This is a genomic window from Enterococcus sp. AAFC-DPL-5182, from assembly GCF_058216605.1.
Map to the genome: position 1 here is coordinate 3,384,486 of NZ_CM177101.1, position 22,953 is coordinate 3,407,438.

Here is a 22,953-nt window from a genome sequence, read left to right on the forward strand (position 1 = left end):
TCTTTACGATACAATGGGCTGTTTCACTTTTTAAATGTGTTCACTCGCTAACTGTCACCAACCTCCAGAAGCTCCTCCACCTCCTGATGAACCGCCACCAAATGAATCACCTGATGAACCACCACTACTAGAAGAAGAACTATATGAAGTGTAATCTCGTGTGATTATATAGCCACTAGAATCATATAAACGATTTCCTACTAGGACATTTGTCCCTTTACGTTTAGCACCTGCATGTTTCGACATGACCAGTCCAGTACTGATCATTTTTTTAAGACCACGAATAGTGAAAATAAAAATAGGAGCTGACAGATACAAGTAATAGATCTCTTTGTCTGATAATTGATTCATTCGTTGCTTTAATTTCTTCGCTTGTATCATAAATAAAACGCCAGTTAATAAACAAATAAAAATACAGATAACAAAAACAATAATTGCAGCTTTCGCATTACTTAATAGCTCTTTGGCATCCTTTATTTTCGAATCATATTCAGGCGTAATAGAACCAATTTGGGCGTACAACTGATCTATTATACGATTAACTCCTTGATCATAAGCTTTATCTTTAAAATCAGATACCGTATCTTCATCATCAAGAATTGAACCAGCCTGTGCATCTGATACTGTAGCTTCTAACCCATAGCCTACCTCTATTCTAGTTTTGCGATCATCAATTGACATCACATACAAAATCCCATTATTCTTATCAACTTGTCCAATTCCTAATTGATTAAAAACCTCTGATGCAAAAGTCTCTATGGTCGTATACTCAGGTAGCGATTGAATTGTTACAATCATGAATTGTTGGCCATCATTAAACTGAGAAAATTCTTTATTTATCTGATAAATTTTCTTTTTGGTATCATTTTTCAGTACCTTTGCATTATCTGAAACAAAAATATTATTGCGGTCAATAGCTATTTCTTGCCCGTCCACCTCTACAATGTAATTATCTTCATTGTTTGACCATCCACTTGTTAAACTAGCTTGCGTTTGTTCAAATTTTTTCAATTGATCATTTGTTGCCGAGTGCTGAATTTTTTCTCTAAGTGCAGAACATTCTTTTGTTAATTCATTTATTTGCTTTTTTGAGTCATTATAATCTGATATTGCTACTAGCACTAATAAAAATAGTAGTATAGAAAATAATATCCCTATAACTAGGCTAATCCAAGCAATAATATATTGTATACTAAAGCGTTTTTTATAACGCTTATACCAATTTAATGAAACCGAATGTTGTTTCTTTTTCACTTTTTTCATTTACTTCCCCCTAAAATATCCCTACTTATGATACGGTTCTGCTTATCGGAAGTGAATGATAGTAAATAAATTCAAAAATTAGATTTTTTTTACTTTATAATACGGTTTAATCTCAGAGATTTTTTACATATCCCATTTCCCTACAGAGTATTTTCCATGTGATTCAACTTTTATTCTCTATCCTGACTTTCCTTTTGAATTCCTTGTATTTCTCTACTTCAAATGTTGAAATAAAATGCTATCTAGAAAAATTGAATTCTTTTTCATTAGTTATTTCCATAACATCAAAGAAATAATTATAAAATAAATCTCTATACCTTATAACATCCTTATAATAATAGAAATCCGTATGATAATCTGGCCACTCTTCATTATTCACAGGTGTTTTAAATATTGTATCTGAAATATGTTTAAAATATACTCTACCGCCTAATGTGGGATTTGGAACAGTCCTTACCCCATTATAATGAATACATATATCCCGAGGTTGCACACTTCTTTTCATCCATTCAAAATAATTTTTTCTGCTAAACTCATAAGTGAATCAGTAAATTTCATTTTAGCTATTTTTAACAATCCTGATCTTGAAGTTTCTTTTCCAGAATTATCCACTTTTATTCTACCAAATGTGGTGATTTTTCCTACTTACGGCATAAAAAAAGAGTGAAACATAGTTATTTGAACTGCCCCCATAGGTTGAGACAAATATAAAAATACCCTCGTTAAATTCATGTAAAATGAAGAAAACGGAGGTGTATTTTTATGGTCAAAAGAATTTCATACCCATTAGAAGTTAAAGAAGCAGCCATACAAATGATGTTGGAAGGAAAAACAACGAGAGAGATCATGACAGAATTAAATATCCGAAATGAAACACAAGTGAAAACGTGGTGGCAATGGTACAGAAAAGGAGAATCTTATCGATTCTCACAAGAAGTAGGGAAACAATGCAGTTACGGTAAAGGAAGAGAGGAACTAAGTTCTGAAGAACGATTGAAACAGGAAAATAAGTATTTAAAGTAAGAGATTGATGTCTTAAAAAAATACAAAGAGTTGGAAAGGAAGTAGAAGCAAAAATATTTATAGAATTAGTTCATTCGTTTAAAGACAAGGTTTCAATCACTATTAGTATTAAAATGTAATCATCCTATTTGAACACAAATTAGACCAACCATCACTTAAGATGATTGATCCTCTTAGATATAAGATATAGTTTTTTTATCAGAAATGTCCATCAAGCGATTTTATCCCTTAGCCACTTCTCTTACAGTAGAATAGATACCCTATTCCTCGTATCGTTTTAATGTAACTTGGTGCCTTACAAACAGGATCCAGTTTTTGACGAAGATGGAAGATGATATTACTTACTCGATAGTTAATCTCCTTGTATTTTCCATCCCATAAGCCCAGATTTATTTCTTCATACGTGACTGTTTCATTTGGCTGTTCAAGTAATAACGATAGGGCTTTATACTCTAGCCTTGTTAAATCGACTTCTGTTTTCCCTTCAACTAGTACACTGCTATTGATTGGATTGAGTGCCAGAATTAATTCTGGTTCTTCTCTGATAGAGGAGCGGTCTAACAATGGACGCTTTGTATTCTTTTCTTTTTTGTGTCGATTTAACGCATTATTCATCATTAGAAACCATTCTTCTGGCATTTGTTCTTTATTCGTCACACCATCTGCCCCAAGCCTTAGATACACTAGACGATTCCTACTATTTTGTTCAGTTGTCCTGACCCAAATCAAGGGTTCATTTTGTTCTTTTATTTGAATGATTTTTTCACAAATTTCCCCTACTTCTTCTTTTCCTTCATCTAAAATAATAAATAAATCAAAATTTTTTTCCTCATCCATTTCTTCATTTAATTGAAGCGTCTCTATATGCCATTCTTTTGGACTGTATTTTCCCCAATAATTGACATTCTCTTCTTCACTTATACTACTCGCAATTCCCACATGATACATCATCTTCTCTCCCTCTCTATTCATTCCTATGTATACTCTTTTTCTTAATATGTTTAGCTCTTTTTAACTTGTTTAAGTAGATCGTCTGTTTTAAATAAACAAAGTGACGTACCCTTCTCTTTCATTGTAGGTCACTTTGTTTCATTTATTCCCCTTTTATCGTTCATTGCTTACTATTAAATAATCGTGAGCCAATCCTTTATCGTTTGTTTATTCTCTTTTTGATACTTTCTATCAATTCCCTTTTTAACATCCTTTATTCCTCTTGACTTCCTTTATTCCCTTTTAGGCAGCGCAGACGTTACGTTTATACCGCTAATTCCTTGGTATTGTACCTGTATTGGACGACTTTTTTCTTCTACTTCTTCTTTTGTTAGACCCGCTTCTTCTAGATCTATTTTCTCTATTCTTTTAGTCCAATCTATCGGTTACTTAACGTGATAGGTTCCTGTCTGTCCATAGTTCCAGCCATAAAAGTCTGGTTCTGCCTGATTAACAAAATCTGGCTGGATATAAAAGGTGAGCCAATACTCATTATTATCTCCTGTATAATCGACATAAACAGTGCCTTGTGTTAAGGCCCCTTGTGCGTCTTTTGTTTTGCTTAATTTATACCCCGCATCCTTATAATACTCTGGTATAACTGCTTCGGTGTGGTAAAAGTAGTTGTCAAACGATACAGGTAATGTATAGGTCTCATAAGGGACTTCTGTTTCTTTCGTTCCGGATGAACTTATCGCATTTACTGTAAAATTCACACCGACTTTTGCATTTGTTGTGTTATTCCAACGGTAATACCCTGTTTCTGGGACAACCATCTCTTCGTTCGGGGCTAATACAATTTGTCGTACGTGAAGGGTGACAGGCTCTTCATACAACTCTACTTTTACTAACGAATTCGTACTTCCTCCATTTGGATCAGTTAATTGGAGCTGATAGTCTTTCCGTGGTGTTCGCGCATTGTTTACCCCAGTTTTTGGTTCATTTACTCCCGATTGATAAGGGGCTTGTCTGTTACTGGTTACTGTAGAGTGTCCTCCATCTGTGCCCCAGACTGCATTATAGTCCCAGACTGTTGCATGAGATAATGAAGCAAGCTGTTCGTCTGTTAGTTGCGCTGCTTTTTTTAGGGGATAACGGAAGTTAAATCCATAGATTACTTTTTTATTTTCTTTATCCACATGGGTTGTTTCATTGGTGATAAAGACCGTTACAGTATGTTTAAGTGTCTGCTTCTTCCCATCTCTATCATACTCATAGCTCATTGTTAGTGGATAGGGTTTAAGAATTTCTTCATAAGACTCGTAATCTGGATTGGCAGAAGCTGCACGTGCTGCTTCATATCGCTCCTTCACCTTCTGAATAGCTTTCAACTCTATTTCATCCACTTTTACTTGGCTACGCTCATTTGTAGCATCATCAATGACTTCATGGTCATCAAACAGTTTCCATAGTTGAAAATTACTTTTTTGCTTTGCAGTTAATCCAGTCATATCTGCCACTTGGTCAACGGAGATAGCAAAGTTCTCTGCGCGAAGAGCAAAATCATCTGTTTTAACCGTATTTGGACCAAAAACATTAATCCATCTGGAAGTAGAAGTTGTTTGGAGCTGTGAATCTGTAACAAAATAGGTTACGCGCTGTGGGCCAGTTTTTGTTAAATCCAATCCTAGTTCTTTCCAATCAATTGGCTGATCTAGCTTTAATGGGTTACGATTAATTCTAGTATCTAACCAAGACTCATCTTTTGGATCTAAGCTATAATTGAAGTCAAAGTTATCATAAACCTTTACTGCACTAGCATGTGTCTTATCACCTGCTTTATTACCTGTTAAAAGCATATTTTCTAATTTAGTTTTATCTAACCAATCTGGATCTGTTTGATCTAAGATTAGATCTTTTTCTGCTTTAATTACTGGTAAATAGTCAGGTACGGATATCAACATACCATATAAAAAGTTTTGCATGCCAGGTACTTGTTTTTCTTCTACATTATTTCCATTATTAATAGAATCAAAAATACTTGTCCCATTAGATTGCCCAGAAATATAGTATTGATCTTTATTCAAAGGAATCATTGTCTTCAAAGTAACTTTATCTATTGACTGTAATGATGATAATGACAATAAATCAAAATTCTCTTTCATGTACCCCATCACTATCCCTGACTCATTACCATATCCAGCAAATTCATCTTCAAAATTTTCTATATACCCATAGAAATTCAATAGATCATCATATTTTTGAAAGTTTAATGTAGTCCCTAAAGGATATTCCTTAATATCTACAACTTCTCTATCACTAACATTATATTTTTTTAAATAAACTTTATTTTTTGTTGAATAAATGAAATAATATTCATCATAATTAGAAATTTCTTTTAGGTAAGACACAATTGTACCAGGTTTTATATCATCAATATCATATTTAAAAATAAGTTTTCCTTCTTTATTCCAATGATTTATAAAAGAAAATTCTGGCTTACTATGAGTTGTATTTGTAAATTGACTCATACCAACATACCCACCATTCTGATCACTAACCAATGCCCCTATAGAATCAAACCAATCTGCTGGTGCTGGTTCTCCCAATTTATTTTCATAACCTACGATATTAGTCATTGACTCTAGTTCATTTCTATTTACAACTGTATCATCAACAATATCATATACATAATAATAATCCTGTTCCGGAGCTAAACGATCTATATATCCATACATATAGAGGTCACCATTGTAATCACTGTTAATCGCATTAGTAGCTTGTCGCTCGTACGTATATTTAGATTTATCAATCTCGCTACGGCTCAATACATTTAAATCCTCATCTATCTTAAGGTCGAACTCTCTATATTGACCTAACCCAACCATCCCAGTATAGAATACTGAATATGTTCCATCATGATTATCGAAAAAATTACTTACATTTGAATATGATAAATCATATCTTGAATCAACCCACTTTGGTTCTTTAGTTGAAATCCATATCTTCTTCTCAATATCACTATTTTCATTAATCAATAGAAGCTCTCCAAAAATTAAGTCTGGGGAAGCTTGAATAAAATTAGAGTGTTGAACCACCTGAATCACTTTATTATTTTCAGTATTAATTGCCATTAATGGAAAATCATTTACTTTAGTATTTAATCCTTTGATATGATTCTTTGATAAATTGAGTTTAAACGGATCCATCCCCTGTACATAATCTAAAAAATTAGGTTGGCTAGCTAGTTCTGGTTCAAACACGGAACCCCCATCATATGGCAATGGATACTTTAACTCTGGAATATCTTTATCAATCACAATAGGCGTCCCATCATTAGGTTTCCCTTGAATCTTCTCACTAGCAGTGAACCAAACGATTCCTACTAGTAAGACAACTACGAGGAATCCTCCTAACAAGAAGCGGCGTCTTGTTAGGGGCTTCCTCATGCTTGATGTTGTTCTATCTGTCTCTTGTTTGTGCATCATTTAAGGCTGCACCTCCTCTGTTTGTGGCTTCAAGACTTGATTGATTTGGCCCAGTTCCGGCGGATTGCTCGGAACCCCTCCATTCCACCACGCCTCTACATAACGTGTGTTTTCAGCGGTGACTGCTTCTACTTTTAAAGCAATCGTGACCGTTCCCGGAGTAGTACTTTTTACCCCTTTAAATAACGGGGGCGTTTCTTGCCCTTCTTCCAGCTTGTTCAAGTAATAGAAATACCCATCTTTACCATTTTTCCACTCACTTGTATTCAGGCTCTCTAAAAAGGCTTCTGGTGGTGATGCGACCGACAGATTGTGAGTGTTTTTGGCAACTGGCAGTGCCAAGACGCGGATAAATTGACTCACTGCCCCTTTATTTCTTATCGTCACTTCTCTTTTAGACACTTGATTCACCGCCACTGTTGCAGGAATGGTCTCTTTATCTGCCAATTCTACGCGTAAATCTCCACGGCCGGTTTGATACGCTTTGGTATCTTTTGAATAAAAATTTGCCCCTGTTTCCTCAATTGTCATCCAACTCCCTACTAGAATCAGGGTAACAGACGCAATTAGAAACAAATAGAGCGGCTTCCTTCTGTTGCTCATGCTCTTATCCCCTTCCTAATAGAGTTTGTCTTTCATTCGTTGATAGACTGGACTTGTATCTGGCAGCTCAAATCCGTAGACAATACTTGATAACGTCGCACTGTAGCCTTCTCCTGTACCTGTTAGTTCATAGAGACTTCCCTTGACTCGGTTCGGTGCTCTTTCCTTTAGCCTAGTCGAAGCGACCAATACAGCACTTCTGGCTCCCGGTTCGATGGCTTCTGAATAATAAAAATACCCCTCGTAGTACAACCAGTAACCGCCAGTGGGTATCGGGTCAGTTGGCTTTACAACGTGCGGCATTTCTACACTTATACTGTTCTGCAACACTTCTGGTCGGAGTCTCTCTAGGGCCCAATCATACGTAACACGTTCCTTCCCTATCACATAAGTTGGACTCGCTTCATTTTGCTTTAGAGTCGCTCCTGGCTGCCAAGTCCCGGTATCCTCCAGCTTGATTGGTGTTAGCGATGCCGTCGTCTGTTCTTTTAACTGCCCATTTCCGATTCGGTCTGTAGGGTCTACCTCAAAGGTTAACAGGACTTCCTCTAATGATACCCGAACGATTGCGGGCATACTGGCTTCGTTTCGAACAGTTAATTCCCTTAAACTTTCTTGTTTTGATGGGGTTAATTGAACCGGGCTATACGTGCCTTCAAGCGCTATCTCAACTCGACCGCTTGTCATATGATTGACTCTATTATCCGCAAACGTTACCCAGGCATACGTACTCCCTATGATAATGACACCCGCCAATACGAGGGATCCCCCTAAGCTCACTAACTTAGAGCGCCCGTTTTTTCCTCTTTGCCTCTTTCCTTTATTCATCGATCCTCTCTCCTTCACAACTACTTTAGTTGCGGCTTCCGTTTTGGTCATCGATTCGACGTTTCTTATAAACTAATAACACAATAATGATCAGAAACAACCCTGCACATAGTTTATAGAGTAGCGATTCCCATTCTTCTCCTGTTTTCGGTAAAAAGCCAGTTGGTTTTTGGTTCTCAGTTGCCGGTCGAATAACGGTTGGTGTACGACTGCTTGTCGTTGTGCCTGTTGTACTTGACGTGGTGTTCTCTTTCGAATTGGTTATAAAAGACCACTTAAAGTGATACTCACTTGCTTCCGCATAATCAGCTAACCCTAACTCTTTTGATAGTGTAAAGGTTGCTTTTATCGTACTTTCTGATCCAGGTAAAAAATGACCCAACATGACTTGGTCTTTCGTCCAATCAAAAGACGAGGTCCCCAATAGGCCACCTTCATAGAGGACTTCTCCCCCTTTATGTTCTAACCTGACGGTCACAGCCTTTGTGAAATCAATTGGCCCCGTTCCTTTTCCTGGTTCTACCAGAATTCGGACATCAAAGCCTTCTTTTTTATCAACATTTCGTATTGCCAATTCTTTAGTATACACCTCACCTGGTTTGATATTGGGCAGATCAATAAAATACTCACCTTCACTATCGATCTTAATCCCTTTTAAATCCCCGATCAATAACCCAGGAGGAAGGGTCTCTCCATACGCAGAGAGACCACTAAAGAAGAAGAATAGAAAAATCAGACTGAACAGGACGCGAGCAAGATACGGTCTTACATTATTCTGTTTCATCGTCTATACTCCTCATCGTTTCTTTCCTCACACTACCTTATCCTCTGTTTGGTGCTAATTTTGCTAAATGGTCATAAATCGCTTTGGTTCCTGTTTTTGTTAGGTCCATTCCCCAACCACCATTGTTGTTGCCTTGTTCATCAGAGGTAACCGCATCTGACAACGCTGGGGCAGTCGCTTGAATCACTTCCATGTTGACAATCAAGTCATAGTGAAGATCGGCATACGCAGCCATTGCTGAGGCACCCGCACTATCGTCTAACTTCACACCCTCTAAGAAATCTGGTGCTGTTTCCCCACCTTTTAACACATCTAAGTAGTAGAAGTAGCCATCCTCTGTGTTGTAAAGCCATTTTTTAGCGCCGGTTCCTGTCACTTCACCAAGAGACGCTGGTGTAATCATTGCGCCAGAATTATAGAATGTTTTAAAGTTTGAGCCTAATGCCGCATCCGCTAACATTGAGCTTTCCCAACGTTCACCTACTAAGCGTGGTCCGCCTTCTGCACTCATTGGCGTAATTGGCGTATCTTTATACATACTGAAGTCATGGTCCCCTTCATTCAATACAGTCACTGAACTTTGCCCTAGAACCATGTTGCTTCCTGCCCAGTCCACCCCTGTTTGCGCTAATCCTTCATAGTAGTAATAATCTACGTTGGCTGGATCAATCGTAAATTTCCACTCTGAAACCGCTGTTTCTGCTCCTGGTTGTGCTGTTAAAGCGGATTTTGTTATTTTCGCTTTTTGATATTTAGGTGCTTCTGCTGTACCGTAGTTATAAATTCCGGCAATTTCATAGGTCGCTTTCCCATTTGATACGCTTCCGTCTACAAATACTTTTAGGTTCGCTGGGATATTTCCTGTAATATTGGCTTTATTGACCTCAGTCCACTCGGCAAATGCCCCTTCTTTGGCATTGACTGGATAAACACCCTCTGTCCCATCATATCCTGTTGCTTTGGTCACTTGATTGGCCAAATTCTCATAATAGTCAAACGCCTCTTCATAAGATACACGTAAGTACACTGGCATTGACCCTGTGTTACTAACAGAAACTTTCTTTTCATATTCCTTTCCAGGTTCAAAAATGTCCGGATTTTCCCAAACTTCATTGATTTTGACACTATCTTTATCAAATGCTTCCCCTTTCATGTGGTTCACACGGGATTCTGTTAAGTTAATCCATGCAAATGTTCCTGAAAATAATGTAACCATTGCTAAACCAGCAGCACCCGCCACTAATCCCTTTTTCTTTGTACTAGCTTTCATTTTGTGTTCCTCCTATTAAAATTGTTTTATTTATATAAAATTCCTATAATGGAACCTCATAACGTAAGTCAGTCGTTCTGTAAGCTTATATTTTTTTAGGCGGTCCGCTCTTTTTCTTTCGGCCGGCACCTGTTTTCTTCTTTTTGGTTAACCAGACTGGCTGTGCTAAAGAATAACGTGTGAGCCAGATAAAGCCGAACAAAGAACAAACAAAGACAATACAAACCACTGTATGCGTACGGACAAACTGAAAGACCGTTCCCGCATAGGGTAATACAAAGTCAACTTTCCCAATTAATCGTTCCCCATCTACTGGTGGATCTGGTGAACCATTGGCATCCCCTTGCGTGATCATATAGTCCCCTGTTTTTCCATTCAGTTCAGGCAACTTCTCTTTCAATCTATGGGTCAAATACGCATCATCCCCCACAAGAAACGTGACAATATCCCCTTCGTTTACTTGCTTATAAGAAGTCATTTTGACAAAGATGACATCCCCTGCATAAAACCCACCAGGCGGTGATTCTTTTTGTGGTGCCATGGAGTTCGTTTTAACGGTATAAAAACGATACCCAAAGAATGACTTGTTGCTATCTCTATTAGCCGCAAATAACAATGCCCCTCCAATAATCAGTAACATCACCAAGTAAAAGAGTAAGTCAAAGAATTTTTGAAGACCTGTTTTCCACTTTGGCGGCTTTGGCGGGGGGCGGCGCTTCTTTTTCTTTTTTCCCTTACCAGGAGGTGATGGGGGTCTCTTTTTCTTTTTTGGTTGCGGACGAACTGAATGCCCTGGTGTCACACGATCAATTACTTCAGCTTCCTCAATTTGGTTCATTTGGTTCCCTCTCTACGTAAAAGTTGTCCGACGCCTGTATTTCCCGTCTTAACTTTTGAAAAATTTTTTTATTTTGTTTCATAAGTACACTATTACCGTGCGATTCGCTCAATTGTTATCTTTATGAATTCAGTTTCCATTCATGTATAATGAGAGGGTATCCTAAATCCTTCAGACTCACTCCATTCAACCTCTCTTCACCAATATTTCTTAGAACTGTTCCTTCTAAGAAAAACAGCGCAATTTCATTGATATAGACCGTTTTCCGCTCTATCCTTGACCATTTTTTGACGACTATTCTTCGCTTATTAGCTTAGAATATGTAGCCGTGTATCGAGTAATGAGATGGCTTGTTCTCTCGTTTCCCACAATGAACCGGCATAGGTATCTAATGTCATTTTTGTGGATTTATGCCCCAATAATTTACTTAATGTCGCACTGTCGATGCCTTGTTCAATACAGCGTGTCGCAAAGGTATGTCTCAACGCATGAAAGTGAATCATTTCCAGATTCGCTTGTTTGGCGATTTTTTTGAAATGATGATTGATCAACCTTGGTTCTACAAATTTATCTTTGTTGCCAATCACAAATTGGCTTGTACTCTGTTCTTTCATCTTCTTTAAATAGGTGCCCAAATTTGAGGCAATCGGCAGGGTTCTAATCGAGCTTTCTGACTTCGGTGTCCCGAAGATTATTTTGGTTTTTGTTTGTGAATTGGGAATGGAGACACGCTGAAGCGTTCGTTTAATACTAATCGTCCGATTTTCTAAGTCAATATCAGCCCAAGTCAATCCACTAATTTCACCAATTCGAAGACCCATGTATAAAGAGAGAATGATCGCAGAACAAGTGGTTTCTTTCATCGCAAGCTCTTCTAATCGTTGTTGTTGTGTTCGTGTTAATACCGTGATTTCTTTCTTTTTTATTTTTGGAGCGGTCACTGTATCACAAGGGTTTTCCAGAAGGACTTTTTCTAAGCAGGCTTTAGACAATGCACTTTTTAAAATAATATAAATCGTGTGAATACTTGTCGTACTGAGCCCTCTATTCGATAATGTTTTTAAAAATAATTCGATCTCTCCATCGGTGAGTTCCATTAATTTCTTCTTTCCTATTAAGGGGAAAATATGTTGCTTCATTTTTGCAAGATACGCGGCCTGAGTGGATACCTTTATTTGATCGCAAATCAATGTATTCACCCAATAGTTTAACCACTCTTCAACCGTTCCTTGAAAAAGTAAGCGATCAGAGGTAACATAACTGTATTTGCCTTTGAGTCGTTCCAATCGTTTCTTTACTTCGCTATATTTACTATCGTATATATAGCCGTAAATAATTTTTCCTTGTTCATTTCGGGCTTTTTTGTACCGGCCTTCCCAACGGCCATCTTTGCGTTTATAGATATTTTCACCTTTTTTAGTAATGAGGGTCCCCTTCTTTCTATTTTTTTTGACGGTAGGTTTGACGGCTAAAAGAAATTATCCCGTTTATTTCAACCGTTTTTTATCATAAAACAATGATTAATTTCTATTTTTTGAAAAAAATATAATTTAACCTATAGACTTTTGTTGTTTTTTATACTAAAATAAAAAAAGTAAGCTATTAAATTCGTTATTTATCTCGAAAACTATAAATTATTCATTTCTTAGAAGGAACAGTTCTAAGAAATTTTTTTAGTTTATTCAACAAAATGACCTACAGGTCTTTTTTGTTTCCTACCGATACCCTTGATGTACTATGGAGAAGAATGTATTCTCAGTACGAAAGGTTTTCTAGACCGCATTGATTCTTTTTTAGCTAGCCAAGAATAAAGTCATATCTGACGGCTTTTTAGGTATTTCGAGAGCCATCGGCACTCGAACTGACTCACTCAAAAATAGATTTTTTTACTATTGTTTCTATTTATTTTTTTTAAATGAGGACTATTTAGTAATTTTTTGAATGAGTATAAAATGACCTACGCATTATTTAACTAAAATTATTCTTTTTTTATCCCTAGTTTCTTCCATACAGAATAAGTAGTAAAAAAATAGTCCAACTCTATCTGCATAGAGTTGGACTATTTTGACTTTATATTAGTATATTATAATCCTGTCTTTTAATACCCCTATTTATGATACGGTTCCCCCCGCATTATCCGAAACCCTCGATAAATCTGCTCCACCAAAACCAATCGCATCAGCTGATGTGGATAAGTCAATTTCCCAAAAGACATCTGCTGCTGACTCCTCTTCAATACCTCATCACTCAAACCAAGTGAACCGCCAATCACAAACGCCAACTGACTTTTCCCATGAATACCCAACTGCTCGATTTCCTTAGAAAATTCCTCACTGCTAAACTGCTTCCCATTAATTGCCAAAACAAAAACATGATCTTGATCTGAAATTTTGGCTAAAATCCGTTCGCCTTCTTTTCTTTTGACCTGAAGCATCTCTGCTTCACTTAAATTTTCTGGTGCTTTTTCATCCGATACTTCAATGATTTCTACTTTTGCATAACTTTGCAGCCGTTTTAAATACTCGTTTATTCCTTGAACCAAATATTTCTCTTTCAACTTACCCACAGTAATAATTTTTATTTTCAACAGATTCACGTCTCTTTCGGTTTTAATTCTTTCACTTGTTAACAATTTTATCATGAATGTTTTGAGTCTTCCACATACTTTCCCACAAAGTTATGCACATATGCACAGACTTATCCACAGGTTTGTACTGAATTATCCTTTATTTCATAGTATTTTGAGATACAAACACATATTCCCATATATTTATCCACATTATCCACATTTTGTGGATAACTTTTTCACAGAACTTTTCCTCTATTTTTCAAAAGTTTTTCACACTTTACTGTGTATAAGTATTTCAGCACTATCATTTTTTCATTATTTGTATCTGTTTTTCTCCCCAACTTGTTCATAAAAAATTCAAAGCTCTTGGGTAGACTAAAGGTGTCTTGAAAGACTATACTAAATATAATAAATAATGATAATTAATTAGGAGGTTGCTTGTATGCAAAAGAAAGACGTTACACCTGATTCAGATAAAAAGCAAAATGGATTATTTAAAAAATTTGGGATTGGTTTAATTGGGGGATTACTTGGAGGTGCACTCGCTTTTGGTGGTGCTTATACTCTTCTAGGGCAAAATTCACCTTCATCTAATACACCAACAACAAACTCAGTAAAAGATAACAAAGGCGATACCAAAGTGACCAATGTTAGTTTAGATGTAACGAGTGATGTGACTAAAGCTGTTGATAAAGTAAAAGATTCTGTTGTTTCAGTTATCAACTTACAAAGCCCTAGTCAAAATACGGATGCTGGTGGTTTTGGCAGTATCTTCGGTGGTAATGACGGTACTGAATCGAATGGAGCTGAATCGAAAGACAGTGATTTGCAAGCTGCCAGTGAAGGTAGCGGCGTAATTTATAAAAAAGACGGAAAAACAGCTTACGTTGTTACGAATAATCACGTAGTAGATCAAGCGAAAGGCTTGGAGGTTGTTTTACACGATGGTACGAAAGTTCAAGGAGAATTAGTTGGTACAGATTCTTATACTGACCTTGCTGTAATCAAGATTTCATCTGATAAAGTAGATTCAATTGCTGAATTTGGTAACTCTGATAAGCTAAAAATCGGAGAACCAGCTTTAGCTATCGGCTCACCTCTAGGTTCTGCTTATGCCAATTCAGTAACACAAGGGATCATTTCTTCATTAAATAGAAATATCCAAAACGAAAATAACGGTCAAGCGATCAATATCAATGCGATCCAAACAGATGCTGCGATCAACCCAGGAAACTCAGGCGGTCCTTTAGTCAATATCGAAGGTCAAGTAATCGGGATCAACTCTGTTAAAATCGTGCAATCTGAAAGCCAAGTAAGTGTTGAAGGAATGGGCTTTGCGATTCCAAGTAATGATGTGGTAAATATTATCAATCAATTGGAAAAAGAAGGCAAAGTAACACGGCCAGCGCTAGGTATTTCAATGGAAGAATTAACAAATGTATCCACACAACAAAGAAAAGAAATCTTAAAACTTCCTGAATCAGTTCAAATGGGTGTGCTTGTTCGTACCGTTCAAACTGCCACTCCAGCGGATAAAGCAGGACTTGAAAGATATGATGTTATCACTAAAATCGATGGTGAAGAGATCAATTCTGTAACTGATTTGCAAAGTGCTCTTTACAAGAAAAAAGTCGGCGATAAAATGAAAATCACCTTCTATCGTGATGGAAAAGAACAAAGTGTGGATGTAGAATTAACCATTGACCAATCAGCACTTAAACAAAACTCAGCTAACTCAAACAATTCACAAAATCCATAAATATAGTAAGTAAAAAACTAGGTGATGTATTCCTCTTCAAATTGGAAAGCATTTAACCTAGTTTTTTGCTATAAAATCATACCTTTATATGAGCAATAAATTCAAGAGTATAATAAAATGAAGATAAATAAAACTTTAGAAAGAGGGATTTACTATGGCTCATAAATTACGTGAAGAATGGGATAAATTATTCAGTAAAAAACACGATCTAGAGGAATTAAAAAAAGCAAAACACGATGAATCTGGGAATTTTGTTACAGATGAAGGTAAAGATACTGAGGTTTTAGGCCATAGCTCTGTGGATGAGTTGAATGCCATGATGTATGCTGAGTGGAATACTTTTTTGAATGACAGCACGTTGTTCACCGCTTTAGAGGAAGCAGAACAAAATAAAGTCCGTTCAAACGGTCCAAGCTTCGCTGAATATAATGGCGATTAGCAATAACAATAAACCCGTAACAAAACCTTTTTCTGTTTTGTTACGGGTTTATTGTTTTATTTCCCTACAGGAAATGCTTCTCCTACTATCGCATCAAATGGTAATTCTAAAATTCCTTTTTTAGTTGGCGCATCTGGTAAACGCAATTCCCCAGCAGAACAAATCATACCAAAACTTTCTACACCGCGTAAAACACCAGGCCAAATCATCAACCCATCTGGCATCATGGCACCAGGTTTTGCGACAACTACTTTTTGCCCTGCTTTGATATTTGGTGCACCACAAACGATTTGTAGAACTTCACCATTGTCCACTTCTGTTTGTGTGATCGATAAATGATCAGAATCAGGATGCTTTTTACAAGATTTTACAAAACCGATCACGATTTTCGGCTCATTTTCTTCCACTAGCGTTTCAGTAAAACCAGCTTGTCCAAGTTCTTGATTTACCTTCGTTAATTGCTCCTTAGTCAATTCAATTTGGCCTACGCCTGCAATTTCACCTAAAAGCGTTGATGCTTCAAAGATGTTCCAAGCAACTACTTGGCCGTCTTCTGCTATACTTACACGTGCTACATTGCCCTTACGCTCCACACGATTTTCTTGTCCTTTATCATCTGCTACGATGACCATCAAGACATCGCCGACATGCTCCTTATTATAAGCAAAAATCATTTTTTAACTCACTCCATTTTTATCATTTTTCAAGATACCATCTCTATATCTTCTGTCTTATCTTAACAAAAAAACAGTTTGCCTGCATGATATTTTTTCTTTTCAATATTCAATAAAGAAAAAATAAGTGAAACAAAACGGTTACGCCTTGCTTCACCTATTTTACATTGGCTATTTATTTTTTCTTTTTCTCTGGATGAACGATCAAAACATCACATGGTGCGTGACGAATGATGTAACTGCTCACACTGCCGATCATTAAACGCTCTACAGCATTTAAGCCTGATTGTCCTACCATGATCAAATCAACATTATATTTCTCTGGCAAATCGTTACACATTACTTCTTTTGCTGAACCATAAGCAACAACAGGTTCTACTTGAGAAAAATCAACATTTTTAGCATATGCTTTACAGTCATCCAGTAATTCTCTTGCATTTTCCGTTTCTTGATCTAATAAACTATCATTCAAAGAGGAATATCCCATCATTGTATAGACTTTATTTTCTATAATATGAGCGACAATCACACGACCATTGTTTCTTTTAGCTACTTCAATTGCTTGCTGATAGGCTAAATTCCCTTGATCACTACCATCTACACCAACTAAAATAGTCTTATACGTTTGTGTTAACATAGTATCCATCTCCCGATTGTTTTATTTTCTCTTTTGAATCGGCTAATTATTGTTGATTAAAACTTAACTTACACTTTTTAAAAAGGTTGTAATTTCTTCTTTCGTTTTACGGTCTTTATTGACCAGACGCCCCAGCTCTTTACCTTGTTCAGTGACTACAAAACTTGGAATTCCAAAAATAGTCCACTCAGAAGCCAGATCCATAAACTTATCACGGTCTACCTCAATAAAACGAAAATCTGGAAATTCAGCTTCGATTTCAGGCATTACTGGTTTGATAAAACGGCAGTCACCACACCAATCTGCAGTGAAGAAAAAGACACTTTTTCCTTCTGAGACATAACCTGCCAGTTCTTCATATGATGTTGGAATAATCATAAACTATCCTCTACTTTCCGTAAATGATCGTATTAACAGTTGTTTTATCTAGACCTTTTAATACTTGAATCAGCATTTCACGAGCTGCTTCAAAGTCTTTGATATTGAACATTGTTTGATGTGTATGGATGTAACGTCCACAAACGCCGATAACTGTACTTGGTACACCATTATTTGTTGTATGAGCTGCACCTGCATCCGTACCGCCTTTAGAAACGAAGTATTGGTAAGGAATGTTATGTGTTGCTGCTGTGTCTAATAAATATTCACGTACACGTGGTAATGTGATCATTCCTGGATCGTAAATACGTAATAATGTTCCTTCACCTAAATGACCGTATGTGCCTTTTTTCGTTTGAATATCATCTGCAGCAGAACAATCTACTGCAAAGAATAGATCTGGATTAAATTTGTGCACAGAAGGTTTAGAACCACGTAAACCAACTTCTTCTTGTACATTTGCTCCAGCAATCAGCGTATGACCTAATTGTTCATTTTGCAGTGCTTCTAATGCTTCTAAGACTAATGTACAACCGTAGCGGTTATCCCATGATTTACTAATAATGTTTTTGCCATTAGCAGTTTTGATCGTTTCTGTTTGAGGCACGATCGAATCACCTGGACGCACACCGAAACTTTCTGCTTCTTCTTTTGATTCAAATCCAGCATCGAAGAGAATATCTGTTACTTCTAACTGTTTTTGACCGCTTGTGCCACGTAATAAATGAGGTGGCACAGAAGAAGAGATACATGGATAATTGCCTTTACTTGTTTTTAAAGTAAAACGTTGTGCAGAAACCACGTAAGGATTCCAGCCGCCTAAAGGAACAACTTGGAATAATCCGTTGTCTTTGATTTGTGTCAACATAAAGCCGACTTCATCCATATGAGCCGCAACCATAACACGTGGCGCATCTTGTTCTTTCGCTCTTTTTAGACCAAAAATCCCACCTAACCCATCATATTGAATCTCGTCTACTAATGGGGCCATATTTTTTTTCATATACGCACGAATATCATCTTCAAATCCGCTTGTTCCTTGTAATTCTGTTAGTTCTTTGATGCGTTGAAATGTTTTTTCTTCCATCGTTGTATTATCTGCCAGTTCTCCCGCTTAGGATCACTTATTCCTGTTTGCTAAAAATAACATTACTTTCAAACAAAAACGGCAGATACTCCTTTCATATGATTTCACATTCATTATAACGCAAAATTTTTCAATTGCCCACGTTTTTTGTTTTTCGATATTTTCATACAATGTGTTAGAATATAGTTAACGCTGAATGATTTTAGCAAACATTTGAAAATACTCGGAGGTTATTCCCCATGAATGAAGAAAATGAATTAAGCTATTTTAAAGGTGGCTTAGCAATTGGTGTAAGTTTAGGAATTATAAGTGGTATTGCTTCTACATTATGGTATCAGAAAAAACGGACATTGGATGCTGATTTGGTTTTAGAAAATGTCAAAGCAGCTTTTTTGAAAGAAGGACCCATCGAAGGATCTTGGATCGAATTTGAGAAAAAACCACTACGAAAATTTGCCGTTCATTCAAAAACCTACAATGGCGGTATTTCACGCTTAGAAGACGGTACTATGGTTCAGTATGAATTCACCGCTGATGCCTTTACTGGAACTGTAATCGACGTTAAAAGAATCAAAGATTAAGAATACAAAGAACAGTTGAAACAAGCACGTATAACATTGTGCTGTTTCAACTGTTCCTTTTTTTGGTCTTATTCAGATTGAAATCGTGCCTCTACACGATAAATCGGCTGCCCTTTTGCAGAAAATTTTGCTTCATACTCTGTCATGATGTTTCCTTCATAATCACTAGCATGTAAATCTAGCCAAACTTGTTCCAGAACCATACCATATTTTGAAAAACTACTTAATGAATACTCGAATAAACCACGATTATCTGTTTTAAAATGAATTTCTCCATTCGGTTTTAGAATTTCTTCATCTGTTGCTAAAAACGATTTAAACGTCAGACGACGTTTCTCATGTCTGGTCTTTGGCCATGGATCAGAAAAGTTCAAGTAAATTTGATCTATCTCGTTCTCTGCAAAGTATTGTGTCAATTCTTCTCCGTTGACATGAAGTAATTGCAAGTTCGGCAACTCTTCTTTCAAAGCTTTTTCTAAAGCAATCGAAAGGACACTTAGTTGCATGTCGATCCCAATATAATTGATTTTTGGGTTGGCTTTTGCCATTCCTACTACAAATTGCCCCTTACCTGAGCCTATTTCAATATGAATAGGATGATCATTCCCAAATCGTTCAGCCCAACGTCCTTGCCATTTAGAAGGCTCGTCAACTACTAATTCGGGATGACTAGCCAGAAGTTCAGCTGCTCCAGGTCTTTTTCTCATTCTCATACTTTGTGTTTCCTTTCTTTAATAACAAATTTTAAGAGGGTAGGACAAAACAGAATTCGTTTTGCGCTGCCCTCTATCTATTTAAGTTCACGGTAAAAGCAAATGTTCACCTTTTTTAATACCCAAAAGCTCGCTTTAGCTTCAAGATCTCTGCATTCATTTCCCGTTTTTCTCCTGATTGATAATGCCGTAAAATTTCTTGGAGAAAATTAAATAGTGCGTACCATTTGATTCGCGTCAACGCTTCCTCACTCGGACGCATCCCATAAGATAATAGCCATTTGTTCCAACTTGCACGCGGGACATAATGTCCTAGCAACATCCCTAAATCTAAAGCTGGATCAGCAATCATTACAGAATCCCAGTCAACTAAATACAGATAATTATTTGACACGATCCAATTACGATGATTAACATCCCCATGAACGACCATATAATTATGAATAGAATAATTTGGTATATTCTCTTGCAAGTAATGATAAACTCTGGCAAGATACGAATTATTTTGAAGTTCTTTAGGCAATCTATCGCCATATGCATGAAGCATCATTTCAGGCGTTTGGATCTGACCGCCGATTTTTCCAAGCATACTTTTCAGCATATGCGAATGATGTAAATGATAAAGCACGTCAACAACGTCGTTTCTTTGACCAATCTCTTGGGCTTTAAGTACTTCACCATCAAGCCATTCTTGTGCCGTTAAAATATCGCCTGTCACTGTCCGTTTCGTCCAAACTAGCTTAGGGGCAATTCCTTCTTTAGACAACGCGGCCAAAAGAGGAGAAGTATTTCGTTTAATAAATACTCTTTCAGTCGCACGTATACCCATGAAAGTTTGGCCAGTTGCGCCTTTTATTGGCTGCAAGCGCCATTCTTTATCCAACTGAAATGCCATGGAAATTATCTCCTATCTTAACAACTTCTAATAATTATTTGCAGTAAGTATCATTTTAGCTTCCATAGCGTTTAACGTCAAGCATCTCTCTTGTTCTTTTAATATTAAAATTCGTTTTCTGACGTGCCACACGTCATATCAACACTCGCAATATAAGCATTTATTAGCTGTTTCGTAATTTTTCCAGGTTTTCCTGTTCCTACGATATGCTCATTCACTTTTACGACTGGAACGATTTCTGTTAGTGATCCAGAAACAAAACATTCGTCTGCTGTAAATAATTCTTCCTCATACACTGCTTCTTCCTTGACTGGAATTTCTAGCTCTTTTGCTAATTCTATAATTTTCATTTTGGTAATTCCTGGTAAAATCAAATTACCATCTGGATGTGTATAAACAGTGCCCTCTTTGACTATCCAAAAATTTGCAGCTGACGCCTCTGTTACTTTATCATCACGCACAAGTACGGCATCATCAAATCCTTGCTGGCGGGCATCATCCAATGACAACACATTGCCTAGTAAACTCAATGACTTGATATCGCAATGCAACCAACGTGTATCAGGAACTACAGCAACAGAGATCCCTTCTGCCATCTTTTGTATAGGACGCTCATACGGTCTAATATTAGCCGTTAAAACCCCTTTGACTTTTTCAGGATTCGGTAAGGCGTGATTTCTCGGTGAGTCAATCCCTCTTGTTACTTGAAAATAAAGTTTTCCATCTTTGATTCCTTCAATTTCAACTAGTTTTTTCAAATTGGCCGTTAACGATTCTTTTGAAAAAGGCAAGTGCATTCTGATTTTTTCAGCACCACTCCAAAGTCGATCCAAATGTTCTTCCATCATATACAAATGACCGTTATATACACGAACCACTTCATACAAACCATCACCATATTGATAACCACGATCTTCAATGTCGATTTTGACTTCTTCACGTTCAACAATTTGGTCATTCCATAAAATATGCATCTTTAAGCCTCCATTTTCTTCAAACGATACGGAACATAAAACTTAGCAAATAACAATACTTCAACTATCAACGCAACAACGACCATCGCTGCTTCTTTAAAGTCAGGTAATGCAATTAAAACAAAGATACTGAACAAAATCGCTGCTACAAGCAACAACACTGTTACAAGTTTCCCCACTGCTTGTTTTTTTTGTCCATTTGGCACAGGATACAAATGCGTCATTACCATGTAATCAAATTGCGTATAAATTGGAATCAACTGGAACCCGATCAGATAAATAAATAAAACCGACACACCCATTGAAATCCAAAACTCTTTTAAGAAAAATAAAATCACTCCTGCAACGAGCACCAACCGAATGAATAAGCCACTATACTCAGAACCTCTTAAAAAACTGCGGGCATACAAGTATAAATAAGTATTTTGACTCGTTTTCTTGATTTTATTCAATAATGGATCAAGGAATTTCCGACGCTTCACACTACTAGAAATTTCTGGTACATCTGTAAATAAGTGGATAAACTGATAAATACGATGCATCCGATTTTTTTCTTTTTGAACCATCAGTTCCCAGTCTAAGGACACAGCTGCTTCTTTTTTCTTCAATACAAGATAAAATAATGCAGCCTGTAACCCTGCTGCCAAAGGTCCAACTAAAGGTAACACATACAAACTAAGCGCAATCGCTACAATACTTGTCGCTAACCACACTGCAAACCACAAACTACGTTCACGTGACGTGATTTGATACAACTCATATTTTTGTAACCGCAAATGACTGGCCTTTAAAATGCCCAACATGACAATAAAATAGAAAAATGTTGAAAAGGCCCATCCTGTCGAAACTACTACTAACGGCATTGACATACCGCCCATCAAGAACAAGGCTACAAGTGGTAACCAAAATGAGTAGCGTATAGCTCGATTCAAATAAGTATTCATCTCAGGTTCTTTCGGTAAAATGAATACCTTATCTGCCTCCTCAGCCAATGTCGCGATACGACCGATCTGTAACAACACAAGCCAAAATACTAAAACGATCGGTCTACCCCAGACAAAATTTTCTGGTAATGTTTTTAACACTTGCGAATAATAAAAACCCAAGCCGCCCAATAAAAAGACACAAACCAAAATAAAATGATCGTTAAAAACATACCGCATATACTTCATCATTTTTTTCAAATGGCGTGCTAAACGAATGCCAAAAAATCCAGACAT

General features: G+C 36.9%; 22 protein-coding genes. 4 read left to right on the forward strand and 18 right to left on the reverse strand.

Going from position 1 to position 22,953, the window contains the following annotated elements; translation table 11 throughout:
- Window positions 1-54 precede the first annotated feature (54 nt).
- The gene (locus tag AC4BB7_RS15940) at window positions 55-1,263 is read right to left on the reverse strand and encodes a TPM domain-containing protein (RefSeq protein WP_490483688.1); all 1,209 of its coding nucleotides are present in this window, start codon (window positions 1,261-1,263) and stop codon (window positions 55-57) included.
- Window positions 1,264-2,025: 762 nt separating this feature from the next.
- On the opposite strand from AC4BB7_RS15940, the gene AC4BB7_RS15945 reads away from it, so the two are divergent.
- Window positions 2,026-2,286: a helix-turn-helix domain-containing protein gene (locus AC4BB7_RS15945; RefSeq protein ID WP_490483689.1), complete on the forward strand. Its 261-nt coding sequence runs from the start codon at window positions 2,026-2,028 to the stop codon at window positions 2,284-2,286.
- Between the two features lie 228 nt (window positions 2,287-2,514).
- Here AC4BB7_RS15945 and AC4BB7_RS15950 read toward each other — a convergent pair whose 3' ends face one another.
- The 9 genes from AC4BB7_RS15950 to rlmH form a co-directional block, all read right to left on the reverse strand.
- Complete coding sequence (locus AC4BB7_RS15950) at window positions 2,515-3,237, reverse strand: winged helix-turn-helix domain-containing protein (RefSeq protein WP_490483654.1); 723 nt, start codon at window positions 3,235-3,237, stop codon at window positions 2,515-2,517.
- 425 nt (window positions 3,238-3,662) lie between these two features.
- Complete coding sequence (locus AC4BB7_RS15955; protein WP_490483690.1) at window positions 3,663-6,704, reverse strand: hypothetical protein; 3,042 nt, start codon at window positions 6,702-6,704, stop codon at window positions 3,663-3,665.
- Window positions 6,705-7,235 carry a hypothetical protein gene (locus AC4BB7_RS15960; protein WP_490483691.1) on the reverse strand — a complete coding sequence of 177 codons (531 nt, stop codon included), beginning with the start codon at window positions 7,233-7,235 and terminating at the stop codon, window positions 6,705-6,707. It abuts the gene before it with no gap.
- A gap of 87 nt (window positions 7,236-7,322) precedes the next feature.
- The gene (locus AC4BB7_RS15965; protein WP_490483692.1) at window positions 7,323-8,135 is read right to left on the reverse strand and encodes a hypothetical protein; all 813 of its coding nucleotides are present in this window, start codon (window positions 8,133-8,135) and stop codon (window positions 7,323-7,325) included.
- Between the two features lie 25 nt (window positions 8,136-8,160).
- On the reverse strand, window positions 8,161-8,919 hold the full coding sequence (locus tag AC4BB7_RS15970) for an LPXTG cell wall anchor domain-containing protein (RefSeq protein WP_490483693.1): 759 nt from the start codon (window positions 8,917-8,919) through the stop codon (window positions 8,161-8,163).
- 37 nt (window positions 8,920-8,956) lie between these two features.
- On the reverse strand, window positions 8,957-10,189 hold the full coding sequence (locus tag AC4BB7_RS15975) for a hypothetical protein (protein ID WP_490483650.1): 1,233 nt from the start codon (window positions 10,187-10,189) through the stop codon (window positions 8,957-8,959).
- A gap of 85 nt (window positions 10,190-10,274) precedes the next feature.
- Window positions 10,275-11,027: a signal peptidase I gene (locus AC4BB7_RS15980; RefSeq protein WP_490483694.1), complete on the reverse strand. Its 753-nt coding sequence runs from the start codon at window positions 11,025-11,027 to the stop codon at window positions 10,275-10,277.
- Between the two features lie 308 nt (window positions 11,028-11,335).
- Window positions 11,336-12,313: a tyrosine-type recombinase/integrase gene (locus tag AC4BB7_RS15985; RefSeq protein WP_490483695.1), complete on the reverse strand. Its 978-nt coding sequence runs from the start codon at window positions 12,311-12,313 to the stop codon at window positions 11,336-11,338.
- 821 nt (window positions 12,314-13,134) lie between these two features.
- A complete protein-coding gene (gene rlmH, locus AC4BB7_RS15990) occupies window positions 13,135-13,614 on the reverse strand; it encodes a 23S rRNA (pseudouridine(1915)-N(3))-methyltransferase RlmH (protein ID WP_490485161.1) in 480 nt (159 codons plus the stop codon).
- 424 nt (window positions 13,615-14,038) lie between these two features.
- Here rlmH and AC4BB7_RS15995 point away from each other — a divergent pair, with 424 nt between their 5' ends.
- Both AC4BB7_RS15995 and AC4BB7_RS16000 read left to right on the forward strand, forming a co-directional pair.
- The gene (locus AC4BB7_RS15995; protein ID WP_086314433.1) at window positions 14,039-15,355 is read left to right on the forward strand and encodes a S1C family serine protease; all 1,317 of its coding nucleotides are present in this window, start codon (window positions 14,039-14,041) and stop codon (window positions 15,353-15,355) included.
- Window positions 15,356-15,509: 154 nt separating this feature from the next.
- Window positions 15,510-15,794, forward strand: a complete 285-nt coding sequence (locus tag AC4BB7_RS16000) for a hypothetical protein (RefSeq protein ID WP_490483696.1) — start codon at window positions 15,510-15,512, stop codon at window positions 15,792-15,794.
- Between the two features lie 56 nt (window positions 15,795-15,850).
- Here AC4BB7_RS16000 and ytpR read toward each other — a convergent pair whose 3' ends face one another.
- The 4 genes from ytpR to pepA all read right to left on the reverse strand — a co-directional run bounded on the left by ytpR (window position 15,851) and on the right by pepA (window position 18,570).
- Window positions 15,851-16,468, reverse strand: coding sequence for a YtpR family tRNA-binding protein (ytpR, locus tag AC4BB7_RS16005; protein WP_490483697.1), 618 nt, complete (start codon window positions 16,466-16,468; stop codon window positions 15,851-15,853).
- A gap of 175 nt (window positions 16,469-16,643) precedes the next feature.
- Entirely contained in the window at window positions 16,644-17,105 is a 462-nt protein-coding gene (locus tag AC4BB7_RS16010) for a universal stress protein (protein ID WP_490483698.1), read from the reverse strand.
- Window positions 17,106-17,168: 63 nt separating this feature from the next.
- Window positions 17,169-17,483, reverse strand: a complete 315-nt coding sequence (locus tag AC4BB7_RS16015; protein WP_086314437.1) for a thioredoxin family protein — start codon at window positions 17,481-17,483, stop codon at window positions 17,169-17,171.
- Window positions 17,484-17,493: 10 nt separating this feature from the next.
- Window positions 17,494-18,570, reverse strand: a complete 1,077-nt coding sequence (pepA, locus tag AC4BB7_RS16020) for a glutamyl aminopeptidase (protein ID WP_086314438.1) — start codon at window positions 18,568-18,570, stop codon at window positions 17,494-17,496.
- A 239-nt stretch (window positions 18,571-18,809) separates the two neighbouring features.
- On the opposite strand from pepA, the gene AC4BB7_RS16025 reads away from it, so the two are divergent.
- Window positions 18,810-19,151: a PepSY domain-containing protein gene (locus AC4BB7_RS16025; protein ID WP_086314439.1), complete on the forward strand. Its 342-nt coding sequence runs from the start codon at window positions 18,810-18,812 to the stop codon at window positions 19,149-19,151.
- Window positions 19,152-19,219: 68 nt separating this feature from the next.
- On the opposite strand, the gene trmB is transcribed toward AC4BB7_RS16025, so the two are convergent.
- From trmB to AC4BB7_RS16045, 4 genes are all read right to left on the reverse strand, one after another.
- Complete coding sequence (trmB, locus tag AC4BB7_RS16030; protein ID WP_086314440.1) at window positions 19,220-19,864, reverse strand: tRNA (guanosine(46)-N7)-methyltransferase TrmB; 645 nt, start codon at window positions 19,862-19,864, stop codon at window positions 19,220-19,222.
- A gap of 115 nt (window positions 19,865-19,979) precedes the next feature.
- Complete coding sequence (locus tag AC4BB7_RS16035) at window positions 19,980-20,759, reverse strand: phosphotransferase family protein (RefSeq protein WP_086314441.1); 780 nt, start codon at window positions 20,757-20,759, stop codon at window positions 19,980-19,982.
- 104 nt (window positions 20,760-20,863) lie between these two features.
- A complete protein-coding gene (gene dat / locus AC4BB7_RS16040; RefSeq protein ID WP_490483699.1) occupies window positions 20,864-21,733 on the reverse strand; it encodes a D-amino-acid transaminase in 870 nt (289 codons plus the stop codon).
- A gap of 2 nt (window positions 21,734-21,735) precedes the next feature.
- Entirely contained in the window at window positions 21,736-22,953 is a 1,218-nt protein-coding gene (locus AC4BB7_RS16045) for an ABC transporter permease (protein WP_490483700.1), read from the reverse strand.